The sequence below is a fragment of the Streptomyces sp. NPDC054975 genome (genome assembly GCF_053609105.1).
Window position 1 is genome coordinate 1 of record NZ_JBSGWV010000054.1, and the last position, 20,219, is coordinate 20,219.

At 72.2% G+C, this 20,219-nt stretch carries 21 protein-coding genes; 5 read left to right on the forward strand and 16 right to left on the reverse strand.

Annotated features, from left to right (window positions below; genetic code table 11):
* Positions 1 to 135 precede the first annotated feature (135 nt).
* The 12 genes from ACWF79_RS29845 to ACWF79_RS29900 all read right to left on the reverse strand — a co-directional run bounded on the left by ACWF79_RS29845 (position 136) and on the right by ACWF79_RS29900 (position 12,605).
* The gene (locus ACWF79_RS29845; RefSeq protein WP_453731279.1) at positions 136 to 1,236 is read right to left on the reverse strand and encodes a polyprenyl synthetase family protein; all 1,101 of its coding nucleotides are present in this window, start codon (positions 1,234 to 1,236) and stop codon (positions 136 to 138) included.
* Entirely contained in the window at positions 1,233 to 2,633 is a 1,401-nt protein-coding gene (hpnE, locus tag ACWF79_RS29850) for a hydroxysqualene dehydroxylase HpnE (RefSeq protein ID WP_453731280.1), read from the reverse strand. The genes ACWF79_RS29845 and hpnE overlap by 4 nt, the downstream gene beginning before the upstream one ends.
* An 82-nt stretch (positions 2,634 to 2,715) precedes the next feature.
* Positions 2,716 to 3,666, reverse strand: a complete 951-nt coding sequence (hpnD, locus tag ACWF79_RS29855; protein WP_453731281.1) for a presqualene diphosphate synthase HpnD — start codon at positions 3,664 to 3,666, stop codon at positions 2,716 to 2,718.
* Positions 3,663 to 4,574, reverse strand: a complete 912-nt coding sequence (hpnC, locus tag ACWF79_RS29860) for a squalene synthase HpnC (protein ID WP_453731282.1) — start codon at positions 4,572 to 4,574, stop codon at positions 3,663 to 3,665. Before hpnC ends, hpnD begins: the two co-directional genes overlap by 4 nt.
* 299 nt (positions 4,575 to 4,873) lie before the next feature.
* Positions 4,874 to 5,545: a TetR/AcrR family transcriptional regulator gene (locus tag ACWF79_RS29865; protein WP_453731283.1), complete on the reverse strand. Its 672-nt coding sequence runs from the start codon at positions 5,543 to 5,545 to the stop codon at positions 4,874 to 4,876.
* A gap of 107 nt (positions 5,546 to 5,652) precedes the next feature.
* Positions 5,653 to 6,438, reverse strand: coding sequence for an ABC transporter ATP-binding protein (locus tag ACWF79_RS29870; RefSeq protein WP_453731284.1), 786 nt, complete (start codon positions 6,436 to 6,438; stop codon positions 5,653 to 5,655).
* On the reverse strand, positions 6,431 to 7,360 hold the full coding sequence (locus ACWF79_RS29875; RefSeq protein ID WP_453731285.1) for an ABC transporter permease: 930 nt from the start codon (positions 7,358 to 7,360) through the stop codon (positions 6,431 to 6,433). Before ACWF79_RS29875 ends, ACWF79_RS29870 begins: the two co-directional genes overlap by 8 nt.
* 48 nt (positions 7,361 to 7,408) lie before the next feature.
* Positions 7,409 to 8,287 (reverse strand): glycosyltransferase family 2 protein, encoded by an 879-nt coding sequence (locus ACWF79_RS29880; RefSeq protein WP_453731286.1) that lies wholly within the window; start codon positions 8,285 to 8,287, stop codon positions 7,409 to 7,411.
* An 8-nt stretch (positions 8,288 to 8,295) separates the two neighbouring features.
* On the reverse strand, positions 8,296 to 9,075 hold the full coding sequence (locus ACWF79_RS29885) for a CDP-alcohol phosphatidyltransferase family protein (protein WP_453731287.1): 780 nt from the start codon (positions 9,073 to 9,075) through the stop codon (positions 8,296 to 8,298).
* Complete coding sequence (locus ACWF79_RS29890) at positions 9,053 to 10,114, reverse strand: iron-containing alcohol dehydrogenase family protein (protein WP_453731288.1); 1,062 nt, start codon at positions 10,112 to 10,114, stop codon at positions 9,053 to 9,055. Before ACWF79_RS29890 ends, ACWF79_RS29885 begins: the two co-directional genes overlap by 23 nt.
* Positions 10,102 to 10,839 carry a phosphocholine cytidylyltransferase family protein gene (locus ACWF79_RS29895; protein ID WP_453731289.1) on the reverse strand — a complete coding sequence of 246 codons (738 nt, stop codon included), beginning with the start codon at positions 10,837 to 10,839 and terminating at the stop codon, positions 10,102 to 10,104. Before ACWF79_RS29895 ends, ACWF79_RS29890 begins: the two co-directional genes overlap by 13 nt.
* On the reverse strand, positions 10,836 to 12,605 hold the full coding sequence (locus ACWF79_RS29900; RefSeq protein WP_453731316.1) for a DUF5941 domain-containing protein: 1,770 nt from the start codon (positions 12,603 to 12,605) through the stop codon (positions 10,836 to 10,838). The genes ACWF79_RS29895 and ACWF79_RS29900 overlap by 4 nt, the downstream gene beginning before the upstream one ends.
* On the opposite strand from ACWF79_RS29900, the gene ACWF79_RS29905 reads away from it, so the two are divergent.
* The 4 genes from ACWF79_RS29905 to idi all read left to right on the forward strand — a co-directional run bounded on the left by ACWF79_RS29905 (position 12,486) and on the right by idi (position 16,278).
* Positions 12,486 to 12,764, forward strand: coding sequence for a hypothetical protein (locus tag ACWF79_RS29905; protein WP_453731290.1), 279 nt, complete (start codon positions 12,486 to 12,488; stop codon positions 12,762 to 12,764). The two genes, ACWF79_RS29900 and ACWF79_RS29905, sit on opposite strands and share 120 nt — an antisense overlap.
* Positions 12,765 to 13,088: 324 nt before the next feature.
* Complete coding sequence (locus ACWF79_RS29910; protein WP_453731291.1) at positions 13,089 to 14,030, forward strand: cation diffusion facilitator family transporter; 942 nt, start codon at positions 13,089 to 13,091, stop codon at positions 14,028 to 14,030.
* Between the two features lie 213 nt (positions 14,031 to 14,243).
* Positions 14,244 to 15,527 (forward strand): bifunctional class I SAM-dependent methyltransferase/N-acetyltransferase, encoded by a 1,284-nt coding sequence (locus ACWF79_RS29915; RefSeq protein WP_453731292.1) that lies wholly within the window; start codon positions 14,244 to 14,246, stop codon positions 15,525 to 15,527.
* A gap of 142 nt (positions 15,528 to 15,669) precedes the next feature.
* Entirely contained in the window at positions 15,670 to 16,278 is a 609-nt protein-coding gene (gene idi / locus ACWF79_RS29920) for an isopentenyl-diphosphate Delta-isomerase (RefSeq protein ID WP_453731293.1), read from the forward strand.
* On the opposite strand, the gene ACWF79_RS29925 is transcribed toward idi, so the two are convergent.
* Together ACWF79_RS29925 and ACWF79_RS29930 are read right to left on the reverse strand one after the other, a co-directional pair.
* Positions 16,244 to 16,780 carry an ATP-binding protein gene (locus ACWF79_RS29925; RefSeq protein ID WP_453731294.1) on the reverse strand — a complete coding sequence of 179 codons (537 nt, stop codon included), beginning with the start codon at positions 16,778 to 16,780 and terminating at the stop codon, positions 16,244 to 16,246. The two genes, idi and ACWF79_RS29925, sit on opposite strands and share 35 nt — an antisense overlap.
* A gap of 130 nt (positions 16,781 to 16,910) precedes the next feature.
* A complete protein-coding gene (locus tag ACWF79_RS29930; RefSeq protein WP_453731295.1) occupies positions 16,911 to 17,621 on the reverse strand; it encodes an HdeD family acid-resistance protein in 711 nt (236 codons plus the stop codon).
* A 62-nt stretch (positions 17,622 to 17,683) separates the two neighbouring features.
* On the opposite strand from ACWF79_RS29930, the gene ACWF79_RS29935 reads away from it, so the two are divergent.
* The gene (locus ACWF79_RS29935) at positions 17,684 to 18,436 is read left to right on the forward strand and encodes an enoyl-CoA hydratase/isomerase family protein (RefSeq protein WP_453731296.1); all 753 of its coding nucleotides are present in this window, start codon (positions 17,684 to 17,686) and stop codon (positions 18,434 to 18,436) included.
* A 28-nt stretch (positions 18,437 to 18,464) separates the two neighbouring features.
* Here ACWF79_RS29935 and ACWF79_RS29940 read toward each other — a convergent pair whose 3' ends face one another.
* Both ACWF79_RS29940 and ACWF79_RS29945 read right to left on the reverse strand, forming a co-directional pair.
* Entirely contained in the window at positions 18,465 to 19,106 is a 642-nt protein-coding gene (locus ACWF79_RS29940; RefSeq protein WP_453731297.1) for a DJ-1/PfpI family protein, read from the reverse strand.
* Between the two features lie 58 nt (positions 19,107 to 19,164).
* Positions 19,165 to 20,178 carry a GlxA family transcriptional regulator gene (locus tag ACWF79_RS29945; RefSeq protein WP_453731298.1) on the reverse strand — a complete coding sequence of 338 codons (1,014 nt, stop codon included), beginning with the start codon at positions 20,176 to 20,178 and terminating at the stop codon, positions 19,165 to 19,167.
* Between the last annotated feature and the right edge of the window lie 41 nt (positions 20,179 to 20,219).

Below are 20,219 nucleotides of genomic sequence, written 5' to 3' on the forward strand. Positions count from 1 at the left end.
GGGCCCTCCGTCCGGCGTTGGTGTACCGGGGTCCCCCACGGTTCTGACTTATCTTTCTGCTCCCCCGGTCAGCCGGTCGCCGGGGGCGGTGTGGCACCGGCCGGCGACCGCGCACTCATATCAGGGTGATGGTGATCATCTCTTCCGTACGACGACGAAGTCGGCGAGCGCGGTGAGCTGCGCCCTGACCCGCTCGGGCATGTCCACCTCGTGCAGCGCCCGGATGGCGATGGTGTGCTGGCGGCGGGCCTCCTCGGAGGTCCACTCGCGCCCGCCGGCCTCCTCGATGAGGGCCGCGCGGGTGGCGAACTCCTCCTCGGAGAAGGAGTCGAAGTCGCTGCTCTTGGCGTCGGCGGCGAGCAGTTCGCCGAGCCGCTCGGAGGCCGGGCCGCCGGCCGCGAGCGCGGCGACGACGGGCAGGGACTTCTTGCGCTGGCGCAGGTCGCTCCAGGTCTGCTTGCCGGTGGACTCCGGGTCGCCCCAGATGCCGAGCAGGTCGTCGACGGCCTGGAAGGCGAGGCCGAGGTGGTAGCCGTACTCCTCCAGCTTGTCCGCCGTGCGGTCGTCGGCGCCGCCCAGGACGGCGCCGATGGAGACGGCGCAGGCGAGCAGGGCGCCGGTCTTGTTGCCCTCCATCTCCAGGCACTCCTCGACGGTGACCCGCTCGCGGTGCTCGTAGGAGATGTCCTGGGCCTGACCGTCGATCAGCTTCCGCGTGGCGGTGGTCAGTCGGCGGGTGGCGCGGCCGGCCTCGACGGTGCCGAGTTCGAGCAGGAGCTCGTTGGCGAGGGCGAAGAGCGCGTCGCCGACGAGGATCGCCTGCGCGGGGCCGTGCACCTTCCAGACGGTGTCGCGGTGGCGGCGCTGTTCGTCGCCGTCCATCAGGTCGTCGTGGAGCAGCGAGAAGTTGTGGACCAGCTCCACGGCGACGGCGCCGGGGACGCCGACCTCGGGGGCGACGCCCGCGGCCTCGGCGGAGAGCAGCGCGAGGGCCGGCCGTACGGCCTTGCCGCTGTCGCCCTCGGTGGGGTTGCCCTGGGCGTCGATCCAGCCGAAGTGGTAGGCGGCGACGGTGTCCATGGGCGGGGCGAGCCGGTCGACGGCCGCTCGCAGGACGGGGGTGGACAGGGTCCGCCCGCGCTCCAGCAGAGCGGTGACGTCCGCGGTGTCGACGGCCGGGTTCACCGGGGGCACAGTCGGCACGGTCTCTCCTCTTGTTCCAGTACTCACACTCATGCCGCCTCCTGCAGCGGATGTTCATGGCGGCGGCCGAGGGCGGAGAGCGCGGCGCCCGCGGCGCTGAAACCACTGCGGACGGCACCCTCCATGGTCGCGGGCCAGCCGGTGGCGGTCCACGCGCCGGCCAGGTAGAGGCCGGGGGCGTGGGTGCGGGCGGCCGGGCGGAGCCGGCCGACGCCCGGAGTGGGGGCGAACGTCGCCGTCCGCTCCCGTGTGACGAAGAAGTCGCGGATCTTGGCGCCGCGCGCGGCGGGCAGCAGGCGCTCCAGCTCCGGCAGGTACCGCTCGCGCAGGGCGGCGACGGGCGCGTCGATCTCGTCCTGGGCGGCGGACTGCGAGATCGCCAGGTACTGGCCTCCGCCCTTGAGTCCGGAGGAGTCGGTGCGGTCGAAGACCCACTGCACCGGGGAGCCGAGCGCGGTGAAGAAGGGCTGCTTGAGCACCTTGCGGTCGTAGACGACGTGCACGTTGAGGATGGGCGCGGTGCCGATGTCGAGGAGCCGGTCGGGGTCGTCGAGGGCTCCGTCGGGGAGCAGCCGGCGGGTCTCGCGCTGCGGCACGGCGAGGACGACGGTGTCCGCCTCGATGGTCTCCCCCGGTACGTCGACGGCCCAGCGGCCGTCTCCGGTACGGGTGATCCGCTCGGCCTTGGTCCGCAGTTCGGTACGGACGCCGAGGGAGTCGAGGGCCTTGCGGGCGAGGGTGTCGTGGAGGTCGCCGAGGGGGACGTGCGCCCAGCCGATGTCGGCGGCGCCGGGCTCGGAGAGCAGTCCGGTCTTGAAGACCATGGCGGCCAGGCCCATGGAGGCGTCCGGTGCGACGGCGTTGAGGGTGGCGACGCCGACCAGGTCCCACAGGGCCTCGATGGCGCGCGGGGACTGCCCGTGGCGGCCGAGCCAGGTCGCGAAGTCGATGCCGTCGAGGGCCGGGTCGGCGGGGTCGAGGCGCTTGAGCGCGAGCGCGGCGCGGCCGACGCTCGCCCGCTCGGCGAGGGAGAGGTGCGGATAGGTCGCCAGGCTCTGGGCGAGGTGCAGGGGTACGGGCAGGTTCGCGCGGCGCAGCCGTCCGAGGCGGGGGCCCCGGGGGTGGGCGACGTCGAGGACGGGCACGTCGAGCCGGTCCTGGAGGGGTGCGAGGTGGGCGCCTTCGATCCGGTCGAGGAACCACCGGTAGGCGGTGCAGCAGCGCAGGTAGACGTGCTGTCCGTTGTCGACGGTGAGGTCGCCGCGCCGGAAGGAGAACGCGAGTCCGCCGAGCCGTGGACGTCCCTCCAGGAGCGTCACGCGCAGCCCGGCGTCGGCGAGTTGGAGTGCGGCGGTGACTCCGGCGAGGCCCCCGCCGACGACGACGGCGTGCGCCGCGGCGCCCTCCAGGCTCGTCTCCCGCTCGTTCATGCCGCCTCCCCTCGGGTCGCCGCTGTCAGGGACGCCGTCGTGCGGCGCGAGGTTGCCCGGTGCCGGGCGGCGTAACGCCGCATCACGCACGCCTCCTGACGGCCTGTCGGGAGATGTGGCGGGTGTCGAGGCCGGAGAGGCCGCGCACGGCGACGTACGCCTTTTCGTGTCCTGGCAGGGAGACGCGTCCGCGCAGCACCGCCTCCGGGTCGCGTTCGATCCGGTCGAGGAGACGGCGGTAGATGCCGGCCATGGCGGCGACGCAGGCCCCGCTGCGCCGGTCGAGCATGGGCAGGAGCCGGTAGCCCTCGGCGAACAGGGCGCGGGCGCGGCGGACTTCGAAGTGGACGAGGCCGGTGAAGTCGGCTCCGGCGGGCGGGGTCTCGCCGGCGAAGCCGTCTCCGCAGCCGAACTTCGCGAGGTCGTCGGCGGGCAGGTAGGTGCGCCCGTTGCCGGCGTCCTCGCGGACGTCCCGGAGGATGTTGGTGAGCTGGAGGGCGAGGCCCAGCGTGTCGGCGTACTCCGAGGCGCGTTCCGCGGCGTGCGCGCCCGGCTGGGTGCCGAAGACACCGAGCGAGAGCCGGCCGATGGCGCCCGCGACGCACCGGCAGTAGACCTTGAGGTCGTCCCAGGTCTCGTACGTCTCACCGCGCACGTCCATGAGGACGCCGTCGATCAGCTCGTCGAGGCCGTCGAGCGGGATCGGGAAGCGCCGGGACGCGTCGGCGAGGGCCACGGCGACGGGGTCGGTGTCGTCCTCGTCGACCTTGTCGTGCCGGATCCGGTCGAGGAGCGCGCGGGTCGACTCCAGCCGCTCCCGCTTGGCCTCGGGCGCGAGGGCGCCGTCGCCGATGTCGTCGACGCGTCGCGAGAACGCGTACAGCGCGGACATGGCCTGTCGCTTGTCGGTCGGCAGGAGCCGGATCCCGTAGGCGAAGTTGCGCGCCTGCTGTCCGGTGACGGCCTCGCAGTAGCTGTACGCGGCCTGCACCGGCGCGGACGTCTCCGTCTGTCCCTCCACGGTCCGGCTCACCCCTCTCTCCGCGCTCGCAGCAGGACCGTTCCCGCGTGGCGCATCAGACTCGGCTTCGTGGGCTTGGGCGGCTTCGGCAGGACGTCGAACCCGGCGGAGGTGATCGCGTCGAGCGCCGCGAGTCCGCCGGCGGTGAAGCCGGCGAGGAGCAGGCGCAGCCGGCCGTGCACGCTGCCCACCAGCGGCGTGCCGTCGTGCAGCAGCGCGCGGGCACGCTCGGCCTCGAAGGCGATCAGGGCGCGCACCGAGGCGTTCCCGGTCGGCCGGGCGAGGTCGTCCTCGGTGACGTGGAAGCGCTTCATGTCCTCGGCGGGAACATAGATCCGGTCCCGGCCGAGGTCCTCGCTGACGTCCTGGAGGTGCTCGACGATCTGCAGGGCGGTGCAGACGGCGTCGGAGCGGCGGACGCGCTCGGGGGTGGCGGTCGCGGTGATCCCGAGGACGAGCCGGCCGACGGGGTTGGCGGAGAGTTCGCAGTACGCGACGAGGTCGTCGTAGGTCTCGTAGCGGCGCACCAGCTGGTCCTGGCGGTTGGCCGCGATCAGGCCGAGGAAAGGCTCGGGGGTGAGCCCGCAGCGGTCCACGGTCGGCTGGAGGGCGCGGAGCAGCGGGTGCCGCGGCGTTCCGTCGAAGACCCGCAGGAGGTCGGCCTCGAAGGCGTCGAGCAGGGCGAGCCGGTCCTCGGCCCGTTCGGGGGAAACGCCCAGGTGGCGGGCGTCGGCTCCGCCGGGGGCGAGGTCGCCGTCGCCGATGTCGTCGACGAGCCGGGCGTAGCCGTAGACGGCCATGAGGTCGTCGCGCCAGGCGCGCGGCAGGAAGAAGGGGGCCACGGGGAAGTTCTCGTCCGCGGCCTTGTCGAGGGTGGTGCGCGAGGAGGCGTCGGGGCGCACCTGCCGGGTTCCCGTCACCGGCCGCTGCCCGACGCGGGGACGGCGACACCCTCGTGGAGCTGGAGATTTCGCGTCATGGCCGTCACATCTCCTGTTCTACACTGCCGATCCAATCCATCCTATTTCGGACACGCCACCGGTCCGCCCCGGAGGGCTTGCCGCCTGACGCCCCGGGATGCCTAGGGGTTATCGCCCCACTTGCCACGAATCAGCACCGCTACAGCTTACGTTGTACAACGCCGAGTGCCTCGTCGGGGTGCCGGGCGCTCCGCGAAAACCTCACCCGGCGTGTCAACCCTCCACAGAAGGGCGGAAGTTCAGCTTCCCGGCTTCGCCCGGCCGGCGCGGACGCCGGAGACGACCAGGGCGAGGGTGGACTCGACGACTGCGGCCCGGCGCTGCTCGGGGAGGCCGCCGAGCGGGCCGTCGAGGAGCAGAAGTGACAGTCCGTGCACGGCCGACCACGTGGCAGCCTCGGCGGCGGGCCGGGCGCGGCGCGGGGTCCGACCGGCCCCGGCCAGGGCGTTCAGAGCCTCGGTGAGCAGGGCGAACGCGCGGAACTCGGGTTCGGGCTCGGTCGGGCGGCCGGGCGGCGCCCAGGTGTCGCCGCAGGCCCGGCGCGGGGTGCAGAAGGCCGCCCGGTAGAGGCCAGGCTGCTCCAGGGCGAAGCCGACGTAGCCCCGGCCGAGGGCGGCGAGCCGCAGCTCCGCGGCGAGGGTGGGGTCGTCCGCGCCCGGGACCCGTTCGGCGGCACGCTCCATGGAGTCGGCGAGCGCCCGCTGGGCGTGGGCCTTGACGGCCCTGAGCAGCTCGCCCCGGCCTTCGAAGTGCCGATAGGCGGCGGTGGCCGAGACGCCGACCCGGCGGGCGGCCTCGCGCAGCACGACGCGTTCGGGGCCGCCTTCGGTGGCGAGGTCGACGGCGGCACCGATCAGCGCGTTGCGCAGATCGCCGTGGTGGTAGGTCTTTCCCCCGGAGATCGCTGCCATGGGCTCATCCTGCCCGATGTTGACCGCATGAACATTCCAGGTGGGGGACGCCGGGAACGCGAAGGCCCCCGCCTGCTCGGCGGGGGCCTTCGTCGACGGCTGGGGAGCTACCGCGCGGTCTCGCGCTCGTAGGCCCGCAGGACTTCCTCCGTGGGGCCGTCCATCAGGAGCTCGCCCTTCTCCAGCCACAGGACCCGGTCGCAGGTGTCCCTGATCGACTTGTTGCTGTGGCTGACCAGGAAGACCGTGCCGGCCTCCTTGCGGAGCTCGCGGATGCGCTCCTCGGAGCGGATCTGGAACTTGCGGTCACCCGTCGCCAGGGCCTCGTCGATCATGAGGACGTCGTGGTTCTTGGCGGCCGCGATGGCGAAGCGGAGCCGGGCGCCCATGCCGGAGGAGTACGTCCGCATGGGCAGGCTGATGAAGTCGCCCTTCTCGTTGATGCCCGAGAAGTCGACGATGCCCTGGTAGCGCTCGCGGATCTCTTCCTTGCTCATGCCCATGGCGAGACCGCCGAGGATCACGTTGCGCTCACCGGTGAGGTCGTTCATCAGCGCCGCGTTGACGCCGAGCAGCGACGGCTGGCCGTCGGTGTAGACCTTGCCGCTCTCGGTGGGGAGCAGGCCGGCGATGGCGCGCAGCAGGGTGGACTTGCCGGAGCCGTTGCTGCCGATGAGGCCGATGGCCTCGCCCCGGTAGGCGGTGAAGGTGACGCCGCGGACGGCGTGCACCTTGCGGACGCCGCGGGTGACCTCGGCCTTGCCCTTGCCGAGGATCCGGCTGAGGGCCGCGGTGGCGCTGCCCTTTCCGCCGCCACCGGTGTTGACCCGGTAGACGATGTGGACCTCGTCGGCGATGACGGTGGGAACGCGTCCCTTGGTGGTGTCAGCCACGGCCGTACCTCTCCTCGGCCTTCCAGAAGTAGACGAAGCCGCCGATGCCGGCCGCGAGGGCCCAGCCCAGGGCCGTCGCCCAGACGTGCGTGGGCAGGTTCTCGGCGCCGTAGCCGTCGATCAGCGCGAAGCGGATCAGGTCCATGTAGACGGCGGCCGGGTTGTACATGAGCACGTCGGCGATCCAGGCCGGCTTGTCCTCCAGCATGACCGGGATGGAGAACATCACGCCGGACGCGTACATCCAGGTGCGCATGATGAACGGCATCAGCTGGGCGAGGTCGGGCGTCTTGGCACCCATCCTCGCCATGATCATGGCCAGTCCGACGTTGAACACGAACTGCAGGAAGAGCGCGGGGATCAGCAGCAGCCAGCGCAGGGAGGGGTAGCTGCCGAAGGCGACCACGATGGCGGCCAGCACGATCATGGAGTACAGCAGCTGCTGGAGCTGCTGGAGCGCGAAGGAGATGGGCAGCGTGGCGCGCGGGAAGTGCAGCGCCCGGACCAGTCCGAGGTTGCCCGAGATGGCCCGCACGCCCGCCATGACCGAGCTCTGGGTGAAGGTGAACACGAAGATCCCGGTCACCAGGAACGGGATGTAGACCTCGGTGGTCATGCCCCGGCCGGCTTCGAGGATCAGCCCGAAGATCAGGAAGTAGACCAGCGCGTTGAGCAGGGGGGTCGCCACCTGCCAGAGCTGGCCGAGTTTCGCCTGGCTGTACTGCGCCGTCAGCTTCGCCGAGGAGAAGGCGAGGATGAAGTGGCGCCGCCCCCAGAGCTGGCGGAGGTACTCGAAGAACCCGGGGCGGGCACCGCTGACCGACAGACCGAATTTCGCGGCCAGCTCGGCCGGGGTGAGGCCGTCGTCGGCGGATGGCGGGGCGCTCGTCGCGACCGCACCGTCGTGGGTTGTGTCACTCACAGGTCGGAACTTTCGTATTCAGATGCGCGGCAGGTCAGGCACCACGTGTCAGACGACGGGCGGGCGTCCCAGTCGGGTCAGCCGCCACACCGTACGCCATTTCATGGGCCGGCGCGGTCCGCAGGGGGTGGCCCAGCCTTCCCGGAATCCGCCGAGCCACGCCTTGAGCGCGGGGCCCGAGGGACGCCGCGCGAGGGTCAGGAGCAGCCAGACACCGAGATAGACGGGAACCAGGAGTGCGGGGAGGTTGCGCCGGGCCAGCCATACCCGGTTGCGGGCCACGTTGTAGTGGTACGTCGCGTGCCGGGACGGTGGCGTGGTGGGGTGGAGCAGCACCATGTCGGAACGGTAGTCGATCATCCAGTTGGCGTCGAGGGCCCGCCAGGCAAGATCCGTTTCCTCGTGCGCGTAGAAGAACTCGTCGGGCAGGACGCCGACTTCGTCGAGGACCTGGGTGCGGACGGCGTTCGCGCCGCCGAGGAACGTGGTCACGCGGGAGGACCGCATCGGGTCGGCCGCGCGCAGCCTCGGCACGTGCCGGCGCTGGGTGAGACCGGTCTCCGGGTCCGCGATCCGGAAGCTGATGATGCCGAGGCGCGGGTCGGCGGCGAACGCCTCCCGGATCAGCTCGGCGGTGTCCGTACGCTCGAGGAGACCGTCGTCGTCCAGGAAGAGCAGGGCGTCGACCGGGCCGCAGGGGCCCTCGGGGCCGAAGGCCTCGATGCCGACGTTGCGGCCGCCGGGGATGCCCAGGTTCTCGGGCAGGTCGATGGTGTGGACGCCCTCCGGCACCCCCGTGACGGGGGCGCCGTTGCCGACGACGACGACCTCGACCGGGTCGCCCTCCTGCTTGGCCACCGACTGGAGGAGCGCGCGCAGGTCGTCGGGCCGATTGCCCATGGTGATGATGACGGCACCCAGCTTCATCGATGTCCTCACTTCAGTCGGCTCGACGCCAGGATCGACACCAGGTGCAGCAGCGTCTGGAGGAGGGCGATGCCCGCGAGCACCGCGACGCCGAGGCGGGTGAAGAACAGGTCGTCCCGGACCGCGTCGAGGATCGCGAGGACCAGGATCAGCAGGGACGCCTCGATCCCGAGGACCAGGCGGTGGAACTTCAGCGCCCCGGCCGCCCGACGGGCCAGCGCCATGCCGGAGGAGCGGGGCTCGCTCGCCGCCTCCTTGACCGGCGGCATGCCGCCCTGGTGACGGGCGACGCCGACGAGGTCGGTCTCCGCCTTGATCAGGATGGCGCCGAGCGCGGCGAGGGTGCCGAGGAAGGCCCACAGCCAGTCGATCCGGCCGCCGCCCCACAGGTCGGCGGCGCGCAGGCCGAGGCCGACCAGGACCGCCGCGTCGCACAGGTACGCGCCGACCCGGTCGAGGTAGACGCCGGAGAGCGAGAACTGCTTCTTCCAGCGGGCGACCTCGCCGTCGACGCAGTCGAGCAGCAGGTAGAGCTGGACCGCGACGACGCCGAGCACGGCGCCCCAGACGCCCGGCACGAGCAGGGCGGGGGCCGCGAGCACGCCGCAGAGCGTCATCACGTAGGTCAGCTGGTTCGGCGTGACCTTGGTGGTGACCAGGTGGCGGGTGATGCGGAGCGAGATCTCGCGCATGTACAGGCGGCCGCCCCAGTGCTCTCCGCTGCGCCGGTCCTTCACCCCCGCGGGGTGCACGACCGGGCGGAGCTCAGCTACCGATGGCTTTGGCATAGTCGGCGTACGCGTCCCTGATCTGGTCGTCGGAGAGGTCGAGGTGTTCGAGGATCGTGAAGCGGCCCGGACGGGTCTGCGGCGCGAAGGACACGGCCCGGACGAACTCGTCCACGCCGAAGCCCATCTCCTGGGGGGTCACGGGCAGGCCGTGGCGGCGCAGGGTCTCGACGATCTGGAGCGAGCCGTCGGCGGCACCGCGCAGGTGCATCGCGAAGGCGGCGCCGAGTCCGCACTGCTCGCCGTGGCTGGCGGCGCGCTCGGGGTAGAGCAGGTCGAAGGCGTGGCTGATCTCGTGGCAGGCGCCCGAGGAGGGGCGGCTGTCCCCGCTGATCGACATGGCGATCCCGGACATGACCAGGCCTTCGGAGAGGGTGACGAGGAAGTCGTCGTCCCCGACGCCGCCGGGGTGGCGCAGGACCGCCTCGCCGGCGCTGCGGGCCATCGCCGCGGCGAGGCCGTCGACCGGCTCGCCGGTCTCGCGGTGCGAGAGCTCCCAGTCCGCGATGGCGGAGAGGTTCGAGACCGCGTCGCCGATCCCGGAGCGGATGAAGCGCACCGGTGCGTCCCGGATCACGTCGAGGTCGACGACCAGCGCGATCGGGGTCGGCACACCGTAGGAGCCGCGCCCGTTGTCGTTGTCCAGGGTGGAGATCGGCGAGCAGATGCCGTCGTGCGACAGGTTCGTGGCGATGGCGACCAGCGGCAGGCCGACCCGGGCCGCCGCGTACTTGGTCACATCGATGATCTTGCCGCCGCCGAGCGCGACCACGGCGTCGTACCGCTTGCCGCGCATGGCGTCGGCGAGCTTGACCGCCGCGTCGATCGTGCCGCCCTCGACCGGGTACCAGTCGGCGCCGGGCAGCTCGGGGGCGAAGTGGTCACGCAGCTTCAGTCCCGAGCCGCTGCTGATCGCGACCGCGATCCGGCCGTTGCTGGAGATCCGCTGGTCCGCGAGGAGCGTGGAGAGGTCCTCCAGCGCTCCCCGGCGGATGTCGACGACGACCGGCGAGGGGATGAGCCGGGTCAGTACAGGCACGCGATGTCACGGCCCTTCGCCAGGTCGTCGTGGTTGTCGATCTCGACCCACTTGACGTCACCGATGGGGGCCACGTCGATGGTGAAGCCGTCGTCGACGAGCTTCTGGTAGCCGTCCTCGTAGTAGAGGTCGGGGTCGCGCTCGAAGGTCGCCTTGAGGGCGTCGGCGAGCGCCTCGGCGGCCTCGGGCTCGATGAGCGTGACACCGATGTACTCGCCGGTCGCGGTGGCCGGGTCCATAAGCTTGGTGATCTTCTGGACGCCCTTGCCCTCGGCGGTGATGACCTTCATCTCCTCGTCGGCGAGGTTCTTCACCGTGTCGAGGGCGAGGATGATCTTCTGGCCGTCGCCGCGGGCGGCGAGCAGGGTCTTCTCGACGGAGACCGGGTGGACGGTGTCGCCGTTGGCGAGGATCACTCCGCGCTTGAGGACCTCACGGGCGCACCACAGGGAGTAGGCGTTGTTCCACTCCTCGGCCTTGTCGTTGTCGATCAGCGTGATCGAGACGCCGTACTTGGCCTCCAGGGCCTCCTTGCGGTCGTACACGGCCTCCTTGCGGTAGCCGACGACGATGGCGACCTCGGTGAGGCCCACCTCCGCGAAGTTCTTCAGCGTGAGGTCCAGGACGGTGGTGTCACCGTCGACAGGCACGAGGGCCTTCGGGAGCGTGTCGGTGTAGGGGCGCAGACGCCGTCCGGCACCGGCTGCCAGTACGAGGCCAATCATGCTGTTTCTCCTTCGTCATGTACGGCGGGTGCTCCGGAGGACACCCAGAAGCGGATGGACTCCACGAGCACCACGAGCGCAAGGGCGACCGCGAGGGCGGTGAGCGCCAGGGTGAAGTCGTTGCCTCGGCTCGCCAGCAGGGCGGCGAGGACCGTCACCAGCAACACGCGGCCCTCGTGACCGCCGATGGTGCGCACCAGCCACGCGGGCGGGGCGCCGGTGCCGCCGCGGATGCGGTACACCGTGTCGTAGTGATGGTAGGCGACGGCCGCCACGAGCCCGTAAGCCGCGGGCAGGGCACCGTTCACCTCGGAGCGGGCGGCGAGGATGAGGATCGTGCCGTATTCGGCGGCACGGAAGAGCGGCGGTACGAGCCAGTCGAGAGGCCCCTTGAGGGGCTGCGCCAGGGCGAGGCCCGAGCACATGGCGTACGCCACGGCGGCCAGGACGACCCAGACGCTGCCGAAGGCGAACTGGCGGCCCGCCGCCATCAGCAGCAGCACCGCTCCGAAGGCTGCGAGCGCCGGGGAGATCCAGGTGCTGCGGACCCTCCCGGCCGGCCCCGCCACGAGCTGGGCGAGGGGTCCGTTGTCGGCCAGCTCGGCGAGCGCCCGGGCGGCCCGGTCGGTCCTCTTCGCCCTGCGGGTCAGGGAGCGCAGCACCCGGCCGGCGGTGGTGTAGCAGGCGCCGAAGGCGCAGCCGATGATCAGCGCCCAGAAGACGATCCGGGGGGTGGTGACGGCGGTGAGGACCGCGATCATCGCCCAGCGTTCGCCGATCGGCAGGATGATCATCCGGCGGACCCAGACGGTCCAGCCGACGCTGTCGAGCCGGCTGGAGAGGGCGGCGGTGGGGCTGGTGTTGGCCGTGGCGTCGTGGTTGGCCTCGTTGAACGAGAAGTCCACGACGTGGCGGCAGGTCATGAGGACCATCGCGCCGAGCGCGAGCGCCCACACGTCGTCCCCGTCCCTCGCGGCGCCGAGGGCGAGGCCCGCGTAGAAGGCGTACTCCTTGGCGCGGTCGAAGGTGGCGTCGAGCCAGGCGCCCATCGTGGAGTACTGCAGGGAGTAACGGGCGAGCTGCCCGTCGGTGCAGTCCAGGACGAAGGAGACGAGGAGGAGCACACCGGCGGCGACGTATCCGCCGCGCTCGCCCGTGGCGGCACAGCCGGCCGCGATCAGGGCGGTGAGCAGCGAGGCCGTGGTGACCTGGTTGGGGGTGAGACCGCGCCGGGCGCACCACCGGGCGATGTAGCGCGAGTACGGGCTGACGAAGAAGGTGGTGAAGAAGCCGTCGTGGGCCTTCACGGCCGAGCGCAGCCGTACGGCTTCGTCGTCGACGGCGGCGACGGCGGCGCGGGCCTTGTGGCGGGCCTCGGCGTCGGTCGGTACGGCGGCGACGAGCGTGCCGAGCGCGGGCCGGTGGACGGCGACGCCGTCGGCGTCGAGGGCGTCGGCGAGAGAGTCGGGCAGGCTCTCCCCGTCGGCGGCGGGTCCGGGAGCGGCAGGGGCGCCGGGCACCGAGGCGTACGCGTCGGTCAGCGCGCGGGCGAGCGCCGGGCGGGCCTCGGGCTGGGCGGTGAGCGTGCCGGGCGCCGCGGCGGCCGGGAAGCGGGGGTCGGTCAGGGCCAGGCGCAGGGCGTGGAGGTGCCCGACGAAGCGCGGGTCGACGACGGCGACCCGCTCACCGGCCGGTACGGCGGCGAGCAGCGCGCCGGTGTCCTGCGGGCCGGAGGCGACCCGTACGTCGAAGCCCAGCGACCGCAGATCGCCGTCGAGCGACGATCCGGGTACCGGCGGACCGGTGAGGATGGCGGTCGACAGACGAACTCACTCCTTGGAGCTGACGGGCGGGCCCTCGGGGCTCATGGCACGGCCCCGGGCACGGCGGCTCGGCCCGGCATCGGGCGGCGGCACGTCGGCTGAGGCTATCGGATGAACAAGGGCGGGAGTTCACCGAGCCTTTGCGGTGCGGACTCCCCCGGGCCCACTCGAATCCGTCCGGGTGCGCCGTGCCCCACGGAGATCATCATGGGCGATCACCCGGCCGCCCCACAAACCGTGCCGAGGGGCTGTCCGGACCCACCCTCGCACGCCGTACCGCCGTACGCGCATCTCCGCAGGTCAGATGATATGACAACGGTGTTCAGTGCCGTGTTGCGTATACCCCCCACCCGTAGTTCACTGACGTTCGAAGCGACCCGGAGCGGTTCGAACAACGGGCGCACGAGACGAGGGAGAGGCGACGGCATGGGGGCTGGACACGACCACGGGCACAGCCACGGCGGACCCCCGCCCACGGGGACCGCCGCCGCGGCCTACCGGGGCCGGTTGCGGATCGCGCTCGCGATCACGCTGTCCGTGATGGTGGTCGAGATCATCGGTGGCGTCCTCGCCGACTCGCTCGCCCTGATCGCCGACGCGACCCACATGGCCACCGACGCGGTCGGTCTCGCGATGGCGCTCCTCGCGATCCACTTCGCCAACCGCCCACCGACGGAGAACCGCACCTACGGCTTCGCCCGCGCCGAGATCCTCGCCGCCCTCGCCAACTGTCTGCTGCTGCTCGGCGCCGGCGGCTACGTGCTGTACGAGGCGGTCCAGCGGTTCATCGAGCCCGCCGAGACCAAGGGCGGACTGGCGATCATGTTCGCGCTGGTCGGTCTGGTCGCCAACATGATCTCGCTCTCCCTCCTGGTCCGCGGCCAGAAGGAGTCCCTGAACGTGCGGGGCGCCTATCTGGAGGTGCTCGCGGACGCGCTCGGCTCGGTGACGGTCCTGGTCGCGGCCGGCATCATCCTGGCCACCGGCTGGCAGTACGCGGACCCGATCGCCTCGATCCTGATCGGCCTGATGATCGTGCCGCGCACGGTCAAGCTGCTGCGCGAGACGCTGGACGTCCTGCTGGAGTCGGCCCCCAAAGGCGTCGACATGGCGGAGGTCCGGGCGCACATACTGGCGCTGCCGGGCGTCGAGGACGTCCACGACCTGCACGCCTGGACGATCACGTCCGGGATGCCGGTGCTCTCCGCCCACGTGGTGGTGGACCAGGCGGCGCTCGACTCCGTCGGCCACGAGAAGATGCTGCACGATCTGCAGGGCTGCCTGGGCTCCCACTTCGACGTGGAGCACTGCACCTTCCAGCTGGAGCCCGCGGGTCACGCCGCGCACGAGGCCAAGCTCTGTCTGTGAGCGCTGTTAGGCTTGATCGACACGCGTGCGAACGGCGTGCGTGAGGTCCGCGGGGACGAGAGGAGCTGAGGTTGATGACCGTCGCGATGGAGGCTGCCCAGTGCGGCAGCGCCCGGTCCAGCTTCAGCTTCCGGGTCCTCGGCTGACCTGATCCCGGTTCTTCCGACCCGATCACCCGTCGGCCGGGGCCCTCTCACACAAGGGTTTCCCACGTTGTCCGACAACAACAACGCGCTTCACGACGCCTTCTTCGCCCTGCACCACGGTCTTCCGCGCCAGGGTCCGGGCTCCGACGCCACCACCCGCCGTCTGCTCGCGCTCGCGGGACCGCTTCCCGAGCGGCCCCGCGTGCTCGACCTGGGCTGCGGTCCCGGCCGTTCCGCGCTGCTCCTGGCCGCCGAGGCCGGGGCGGAGGTGACGGCCGTCGATCTGCACCAGCCGTTCCTCGACGAGCTGCGTGAGGCCGCCGACGCCCGCGGGCTCGGCGACCGGATCCGTACGCTCCACGCCGACATGGGCGAGCTGCCGTTGCCCGACGGGTCCTTCGACCTCGTCTGGGCCGAGAGCTCGGCCTACGCCCTCGGGTTCGACACCGCCCTGCACTCCTGGCGCAGGCTGCTCTCCCCCTACGCCCTGGGGCGTGGGGGGACCCCCACCGGCGGCACCCTGGTGCTCACCGAGTGCGAGTGGACGGTGGAGGAGCCGAGCCAGGAGGCCCGCGTCTTCTGGGACGCGCACTACCCGCTCCGCACAAGGTCCGCGAACACCGCGGCGGCGGTCGAGGGCGGCTTCCACGTCCTCGGCGTCGTCCCGCAGCCCGAGAGCGACTGGGAGGAGTACTACGGCCCGCTCGCCGAGCGGGCGGACGCCGCGGACCCGGACGCTCCCGGGATGAGCGAGGCCCTCGCCTCCACGCGGGCGGAGCTCGCCATGCGCCGCGACCACGGCGGCGAGTACGGCTACACCGGATACGTCCTGCGGCCCGCCGACGCCCGGTGGCGGACGCGGGCGGAGACCGCCGCCGACATCCGTTCCGTACGGGACGTCAACACGGCGGCCTTCGAGACACCCGCGGAGGCGGACCTGGTCGACGCGCTCCGTACGGACGCCGGGGCCTGGCTGCCCGGTCTGTCGTACGTGGCGGAGGCCCCGGACGGCTCGGTCGCGGCGCACGCGCTGATCACCCGCTGCCAGGTCGACGGCGTTCCGGCGGCGGCGCTCGCCCCGGTCGCCGTCGCACCGCGGTACCAGCGGCAGGGCGCCGGGGAGGCCGTCGTCCGGGCCGTTCTCGACGCCGCGCGGCTGCGCGGGGAGCGGCTCGTGCTGGTCCTCGGTCATCCGGAGTACTACCCCCGGTTCGGGTTCGTACGGGCGTCCGCATATGGAATTCGGCCGTCCTTCGACGTCCCGGACGAGGCCATGAGGGCGCTCGTCCTGGACGACTCGGGCCCGGTCCCGTCGGGCACGATCCGCTATCCGGCGGCCTTCGGCGTCTGACGCCCCGCCCGCTCCCGTCGCGCCGGTGTACTCCGGTGCGGTGGGAGCGGGCCATGTCCGGCCTCACCAAGTACGGACAAGCGGCTTTTGTGCGGCAGACTGAGGGAGCCCCTCCGGGCCGAGACCGAAGCGAAGGACGGTTATGCCGACCACATCAGCCAGCGTGGCTCACACCTCGTCGAACGGTGTCCAGCCGACCGCAGCCCAGGCGTCGATCATGCTCGAACTGGTCGACGAGAACGGCATCACCATCGGTACGGCGGAGAAGCTCGCCGCCCATCAGGCCCCGGGGCAGCTGCACCGGGCCTTCTCCGTCTTCCTCTTCGACGAGTCGGGCCGGCTGCTGCTCCAGCGGCGCGCGCTCGGCAAGTACCACTCCCCCGGAGTCTGGTCCAACACCTGCTGCGGCCACCCCTACCCGGGCGAGGCGCCGTTCGCGGCCGCCGCCCGGCGCACGTACGAGGAGCTGGGCATCTCGCCCTCGCTGCTGGCCGAGGCGGGCACGGTCCGCTACAACCACCCGGACCCGGCGTCGGGCCTGGTGGAGCAGGAGTACAACCATCTCTTCGTGGGCATGGCGCAGACCGAGCTGCGTCCTGACCCGGAGGAGGTCGAGGAGACCGCCTACGTGACGGCGGAGGAGCTGATGGAGCGGCACGCGGTCGCCCCGTTCTCCGCCTGGTTCATGACCGTCCTGGACGCGGCGCGTCCGGCGATCAAGGAGCTGACGGGTCCCGCCGGGGGCTGGTGATCCCGGGAGCTGCCGGGGGGAGCGCGCTCGGCGTCTCCCCCGGCGCCACCAGCCCCGGGCTCAGGGGCAGCGCGGCCCAGATGATCTTCCCGCCGCTCGCGGTGTGCTCCACGTCGCAGGCGCCGCCGGATCCCAGCGCGATCTCCCGCACCAGGAGCAGTCCGCGACCGCCCGTCTGACCCCAGTCCGCCTCCAACGCCTTGGGACGGTACGGATGGTTGTCCTCGACGGACACCCGGATCCACTCCGCGCCGATCGCCACCTCCACCGCCACTTCCGGGGAGAGCAGCGCCGCGTGCTTGACGGCGTTGGTGACCAGCTCCGAGACGATCAGGAGCAGGCCCTGGACCGTGTCGTCGTGGACGGGTACTCCCTGACGGGCCAGCAGGTCACGGACGGCGTGCCGGGCCTGCGGAACGGAGACGTCGACCGCGGGAGCGGTGAAGCGCCAGACCCCTTCGTAGGACGGTGGCCGTGCGGGGACGCTCCCGCGGCTCTCCATAGTCCGGCTCCCACCCTCGTGCTCGATTGTCGCCACGAGTCGAGTCTTGGTAATCCGCCGGTCCGTACCGGGCTACTGACCAGAAGTCGACACTTATCGACCGCATTTTGATCGGGTGGGTATGCCAACGTCAGTTGTTCGACTGCTCCTGATCCCCCGTTGACTTCTTCGGAGGGGTTGTGGGAGGGCCGGCCGGCGGGGCGCCCGCCGGCGCCGCGGCCGGTGGTGTGACCATACCGACGATCCGGCGGCCCCCGACGCCGATGGCGATCAGGCCGAGGCCGTCGAAGAGCAGGGCCAGCGAGAAGAAGACCCCGATGACGTACCGGCTGCTGTCCGGCCAGTCGAAGAGGACCAGCAGGCCGATCAGGAGACCGAAGGCTCCCTGTATGAGGGTCCACCCGAACTGCGGCCCGCGCACCACCACACTGCCCACCAGCCGGAAGACCCCGCCGGTGAGGAAGAGCAGGGCGGCGAACATGGTCAGTGCCTCGGCCGAGCCCTCCGGGTGCCGGATCACCACGAGGCCGGCCGCGATGTTCAGCGCCGCCACCACCACGGCGAGCCAGAAGTAGGGGGTGCCGCGCGACTCGATGGCGTGCAGCAGACCCACGGCGCCGCCGATCAGCAGCAGCCAGCCGAAGAGCAGCATCGAGGTGAGGGTGGCGAGACCGGTGTAGGCCAGGCCGACGATCCCGGCGAGCACCAGCAGGGCGCCGAGGAAGGCGAGCCGGCCGAAGCTGCGGCTGAGCTTCCTGCCCTCGCGCACGGCGTCGAAGGAATCCTCGCGGGTCCCGTCGTGGGGCTCCTCGCGGGAACCGTCGTGGGAATCCCGGGCCATGAGTGCGTCCTCCTCAACCCCTTTCGATCGTACGGTCGAGGTGCCCGGATAGCATCCGGCGCATGGAGTCCACCGAGCCGCAGCTGAAGGCCGTCGTCGCCGACGCCGTCGCCACCGTCGTCATCTCGAACCCGGCCAAGCGCAACGCGATGACGGCCGCGATGTGGCGGTCCCTGCCCGCGTTGCTCGCACCGCTCGCCGCCGACCCCACCGTCCGCGCGCTGGTGCTCACGGGCGAGGGCGGCACCTTCTGCGCCGGGGCGGACATCTCGACGCTCCGGGAGCCGGGTGACGAGCAGCAGTCGCTCGCGGTGGCGGCCGAGGAGGCCCTCGCCGCCTTCCCCAAGCCGACGCTCGCCGCCGTCCGGGGCTACTGCGTGGGCGGCGGCAGTCAGCTCGCCGCGGCCTGCGATCTGCGGTTCGCCGAGGAGGGCGCGCGGTTCGGGGTCACCCCGGCGAAGCTCGGGATCGTCTACCCCGCCTCCTCGACGCGCCGGCTGGCCGCCCTGGTGGGGCCCGCCGCGGCCAAGTACCTGCTCTTCTCCGGGGAGCTGGTCGACTCCGAGCGGGCGCTGCGCACCGGCCTGGTCGACGAGGTCCTGCCGGAGGGCGAACTGGACAAGCGGGTGGCCGAGTTCACGCGGGTGCTCGTGGCACGTTCGCTGCTCACCCAGGCGGCCGCGAAGGAGTTCGCGGACGGCCGCACCGACCGGGACGCGCACTGGGCGGAGCAGGCGCGCGGCAGCGGCGACACCGCCGAGGGGGTCGCCGCCTTCCTGGAGCGCCGCGCACCCCGCTTCACGTACGGGATCTGACGCCTGTCGGCCCGATGCCCGCGGCGGCTCAGCCGTCGACGAGGTCCTTCGGGGCCGTGCCCCGCCAGTGGGCGACGATCGCGGCCGGGGCCTTCTCCGGCGAACCCGCGTCGTACGGCGGCTGCGGGTCGTACTCGGTCAGCAGCTGGATCGTCTGGGCCGCCTCGTCGCCGGCGATCCGGCCGATCAGGTGCAGCGCCATGTCGATGCCGGAGGAGACCCCGGCGGCGGTGACGTACTTGCCCTCGAAGACGACGCGCTCCCCGGTCGGTTCGACGCCGAGCGCCCGCAGCTCCTCGTACGCGAGCCAGTGCGTCGCGGCCCGGCGGCCGGAGAGCAGGCCGGCGGCACCGAGGATCAGGGAACCGGTGCAGACGGAGGTGGTCCAGGTGCTGGTCGCGTCGGCGGTACGCAGCCAGGCCAGGATCTCCGGGTCGTTCATCACCTCGCGGGAGTCGGGGCCGCCGGGGACCAGGACGATGTCGGGGTTAGGGACGTCGGAGAGGGCCTTGTCGGCCACCAGGGCGAGGCTGCCCTGGTCGTTGCGGACCGGCCCGGGCTTCTTGGCGACGAAGACGGTCTCGGCTCCGGGGATCCGGGCGAGCAGCTCGTAGGGGCCGACGGCGTCGAGGGTGGTGAAACGGTCGTAGAGCAGCACGGCGATCTGCATGGGTTCCCTTCCGGGGCAGTGAGGTCGGTGGGTCGGTGAGGTCAGGGGCCCGGCGGGGTCAGCGGGCGGCTGTCCGGGAAGCGTGCGGTGGTACGGCGGACGGTGCGGGCGATGTGGGTACGTGGAAGCGGCGGCGGTACTCCGCCGGGGCGGTGCCGAGCGTTTTGACGAAGGCCCGGCGCATGGCCTCGGGCGTGCCGTAGCCGGCCGCGCGGGCGACCTCCTGGACCCCGTCGGCGGTCTCCTCCAGGAGCCTGCGGGCGTGTTCGAGCCGGACCCGGTCCACGTACCGGCCCGGTGTCGTGCCGGTCTCCGCCCGGAACGCGCGGGCGAAGTGACGGGGCGAGAGCCGGGCGCGCTCGGCCAGCGCCTCCACCGAGAGGTCCCCGGCGGGGTGCTCGGTGATCCAGTGCTGAAGGTCGCGCAGGGGCGACCGGTGCGCGGTCTGGGCGGCGAGCTGGGCACTGAACTGCGCCTGGTTGCCGGGGCGGCGCAGGAAGACGACCAGGTGCCGGGCGACGGTGAGCGCGGCCTGCCGGCCGAGGTCCTCCTCGACCAGGGCGAGCGCCAGGTCGATGCCCGCGGTGACCCCGGCCGAGGTGGAGATGCTGCCGTCCCGGACGAAGATCGGGTCCGGGTCGACGTCGACCCGTGGACAGCAGCGGGCGAGGTGGTCGCAGGCGATCCAGTGGGTGGTCGCCCGCCGTCCGTCGAGGAGCCCGGCCTCGGCGAGCAGCAGCGCCCCCGTGCAGACGGAGACCAGCCGGTCGGCGCGCGGGGCGTGCTCGCGCAGCCAGTCGATCAGGCGCGGGTCGGGGCGCCGGGTGCCCTCGCCGCCGGGGACGACCAGCGTGTGGGGGCGGTCCGCCTCCGCGAGCGTGCTGTCGGGGAGCACCCGCAGCCCGCTCTGGGTGCGCACCGGGCCGCCGTCCAGCGAGGCGGTACGGATCGGGTAGGTGCCGCCGTCCTCGCCGGCGAAGCGGTCGGCACCGGCGAACACCTCCAGCGGTCCGGTGACGTCCAGGCTCTGCACACCGTCGAAGAGGACGATGAGCACGGGTCGTTTCGTCATGGGTCCCATCCTTCGGGGGCCGCGGGACGGCCGCAATGACG